Source organism: Streptomyces sp. 4N509B (assembly GCF_052245655.1).
Classification (GTDB): domain Bacteria; phylum Actinomycetota; class Actinomycetes; order Streptomycetales; family Streptomycetaceae; genus Streptomyces.
This window is the reverse complement of sequence record NZ_JBQQBZ010000081.1, coordinates 1-4104: the sequence shown is the minus strand read 5'-3', so window position 1 is coordinate 4104 and position 4104 is coordinate 1. Positions and strand designations below refer to the sequence as shown.

1 protein-coding gene is annotated in these 4104 nt (G+C 69.3%); it reads right to left on the bottom strand.

The features are described 5' to 3' along the window. Window positions 1-4104 (bottom strand): type I polyketide synthase (locus ACTWP5_RS31965; protein ID WP_443224691.1); only part of this gene is annotated, 4104 nt, incomplete at both ends.

Genomic DNA, 4104 nt, shown 5'->3' with positions numbered 1-4104 from the left:
CCACCGCAGCCACCGCACCCCGCGTCACCACAACCAAACGCGAACCCGACCACCGCTCATCACCCACAAACGCCCGCACCACACCCAACACCCCACCCACCAACCCACCCACACCACTCACATCCACCGCACCCGCACCCGCACCCGCAGCATCCAGCAACGGCAACACCACCACCGACGGAACCACCCCACCCTCAACCGCACCCACCAACTCACCCACACCCACCTCACCCACACCCGACAACACCAACCACCCATCCGAAACACCACCACCAGCAACCACCTCACCCACCCGCGACCACTCCACCCGGAACAACCCATCCACACCCCCACCACCAACACCCGCCACCAACTGCCCAGCACCCACCGCCCGCAACACCAACGACTCGACCGCCATGACGGGCCGTCCCGCCTCGTCAGCGACGGACAGCTCCAACCCGTCCGGCCCGGCCGGCGCCACACGCACCCGCACCGACGACGCACCCGACGCCACCAGAGACACACCAGACCACGCGAACGGCAGACGCAGCCCTTCGCCCGTCGCACCAGCCGTCGTCAACATCCCCGCGTGGAGCACCGCGTCCAGCAGCGCCGGGTGGATCCCGTAGCGCGACGCCTCCGACTCCACACCCTCCGGCAACGCGACCTCGGCAAAGACCTCCTCACCGCGCCGCCACGCCGCACGCAGCCCCTGGAAGACAGGGCCATACCCGTACCCAGCCCGCTCCGCGTCGGCGTAGAAACCGGACACGTCCACGACCTCAGCACCAACAGGAGGCCACACGACGAGATCGGCGTCGGTCTCGCTGTCCTGTGCGTGCCCGAGGACGCCTTCGGCGTGCGTGATCCACTGCTGGTCGGCACTCGTGTCCTCGACACGGGAGTAGATGCGCAGCTCGCGCTGGCCGGTGTCGTCGGCAGCGCCGACGACGACCTGGACCTGCACGCCCCCGCGCTCGGGCAGGACGAGCGGCGCCTGCAACGTCAACTCGCTCAGCAGCCCGCAGCCGACCTCGTCACCAGCACGCACCGCCAGCTCGACGAAGCCCGTCCCCGGGAACAGAACGTTCCCGTCCACAGCGTGATCCGCCAGCCAGGCGTGGCTTCCCCGAGACAAGCGACCGGTCAGCATGACACCGCCGTCGCCCGCGAGGTCGACCGCCGCACCGAGCAGCGGGTGACCGGCCGCACTCTGGCCCAGGCCGACCGGGTCCCCGCTGACCTCACCCTCAAGCCAGTAGCGCTGGCGCTGGAAGGCGTAGGTCGGGAGGTCGACGCGCTGGACGGCGCGGCCGGCGAAGGCCGTACGCCAGTCGACGGGGACGCCGCGCTGCCACAGGCGGGAGAGGGCGGTGGTGAAGGTCTCCACCTCGTCCCTGTCCCGGCGGGTGGAGGGAACGAACGCGGCTGTGGTGTCCTCGGCGTCGAGGCACTCGGCACCCATCGCCGTCAACGTGGCGTCGGGACCCAGCTCCAGGAACGTCGACACCCCGGCACGACGCAGCGCGGTCACTCCGTCGGCGAACCGCACCGCCTCCCGCACATGCCGCACCCAGTACTCGGCCTCGGTGACCTCAAGCTCCGCCAGCTCACCCGTCACGTTCGACACCAACGGAATGCGCGGCGCGTGGAAGGTGATCTCACCCGCGACCTGACCGAACTCGGCCAGCATCGGCTCCATCAGACGCGAGTGGAACGCGTGCGACACACTCAGGCGACGCGTCTTCACCCCGTCCTGGCCGAAGCGGTCGGCGACCTCGTCCAGTGCCTCGACCGGACCGGCGAGGACCACCGATATCGGGCCGTTGACGGCCGCAATGTCGACATCCGCGACCGTGTCGAGCACGCCACGGACCTGGTCGAGGGTGGTCTGGACGGACAGCATCCCGCCGCCGGCCGGCAAAGCTTGCATCAACGACCCACGCGCAGCCACCAGCCGGCACGCGTCCGCCAGATCAAAGACCCCCGCCACATGCGCGGCGACGATCTCACCAATCGAATGACCGGCCACGAAGTCAGGACGGACACCGAAGGACTCCGCCAGCCGCCACGCAGCCACCTCCACCGCGAACAGACCAGCCTGCGTGAAGACGGTCTGATCCAGCAGAGCAGCCGTGTCACTACCGGGCTCCGCGCCCAACACCTCGGCCAGCGGACGCGGGAGCAGCCCGTCAAAGCCCGCACACACCTCGGCAAGCGCCTCAGCGAACACCGGGAACCCAGCCGCAAGCCCAGCGCCCATCCGCGCCCGCTGCGCACCCTGACCCGTGAACAGAACAGCCAGACGCCCCTCGACCATCTCCTCGCGTGAGCCGCCGCCGTCGGCGAGCTCACGCAGAGCAGCGGCCAGGTCCTGGGGCTCGCTGCCCCAGACCACGGCTCGGTGCGACAGCTCAGCTCGACCCGAGATCAGCGACCAACCCACGTCCGCCGCGTCCAGCTCAGCCGCCACATCCGCGAGGCGCCCGGCCTGGGCGGCAAGCGCGTCCGTGCTCCGGGCAGAGATCACCCACGGAACGGTCGGCAGCCGGTCTCCGGGCAGCACGACCTCACTCGACACCGCGCCGTCGTCCGCCGGCGCCTGCTCCAGGATCACGTGCGCGTTCGTCCCGGACGCGCCGAACGACGACACACCCGCCCGACGCGGACGGCCACCCGTCTCCGGCCACTCACGCGCCTGTGTCAGCAGCTCCACCGAGCCCGCCGACCAGTCGATGTGTTCCGAGGGCGCGTCCACGTGCAGCGTGGAAGGCAGGACACCCTCGCGCATCGCCATGACCATCTTGATGACGCCCGCGACACCCGCCGCCGCCTGGGCGTGGCCGATGTTCGACTTGATCGACCCCAGCCACAACGGCCGGTCCTCCGACCGCCCCTGCCCATAGGTCGCGATCAGCGCCTGCGCCTCGATCGGGTCACCCAGGGTCGTGCCCGTCCCGTGCGCCTCCACCGCATCCACATCAGCCGTCGACAAACCAGCACTGCTCAACGCTTGCCGGATCACCCGCTGCTGCGACGGACCATTCGGCGCCGTCAAACCATTCGACGCACCATCCTGGTTGATCGCCGAACCCCGCACCACCGCCAGCACGCGGTGCCCGTTGCGCCGCGCGTCCGACAGACGCTCCAGCAACAGAACACCGACACCCTCACTCCACCCCGTCCCGTCCGCCGCTGAAGCGAAGGACTTGCACCGGCCGTCCGCCGACAGTCCACGCTGCCGGCTGAAGTCGATGAACGTCGCGGGCGAGGCCATGACGGTGACACCACCCGCGAGCGCCATGTCGCACTCGCCCTGTCGCAGCGCCTGGGCCGCCAGGTGCAGCGCCACGAGCGACGACGAACACGCCGTGTCCACCGTCACCGCCGGACCCTCAAGACCGAACGTGTAGGCGAGGCGACCCGAGACCGCGCTGCCCGAGGTGCCGATTCCCAGATATCCCTCGATGTCCGAGGGAACCTGACCGAGACGGCTGACGTAGTCGTGGTACATCGAGCCGGCGAACACACCGGTCCGGCTGCCGCGCACCGCGTCAACCGAAATACCAGCCCGCTCGAACACCTCCCACGACGCCTCCAGCAGCAGCCGCTGCTGCGGATCCATCGCCAACGCCTCACGCGGCGAAATACCAAACAACTCCGCATCGAAATCAGCCGCGTCATACAGGAACGCACCCCGCCGCGTGTAACTCTTCCCGAAAGCGTCCGGGTCGGGGTCGTACAACCCCTCATCCCAGCCGCGATCCACCGGGAAATCACCCACCGCGTCGCCGCCCGCGGCGACCAGACGCCACAGATCCTCAGCCGAGGAAATCCCACCCGGGTAACGGCACGCCACCGAGACAATCGCCACCGGCTCGTCCAACCCACCCGACGCAGTCGACGTGGGAGCCCCCGCCAAGGCGTCGGCGCCGCCATCCGGCCCCATCAGTTCGTCGAGGACGTACCGGGCCAACGCAACCGGCGTCGGATAGTCAAACACCAACGTCGCCGGCAACCGCAGCCCCACCACCTCACTCAACCGATTCCGCAACTCCAACGCCAACAACGAATCAAACCCAAGATCCTTGAACGCCCGCTCCGCACCCACCACATCACCCGACA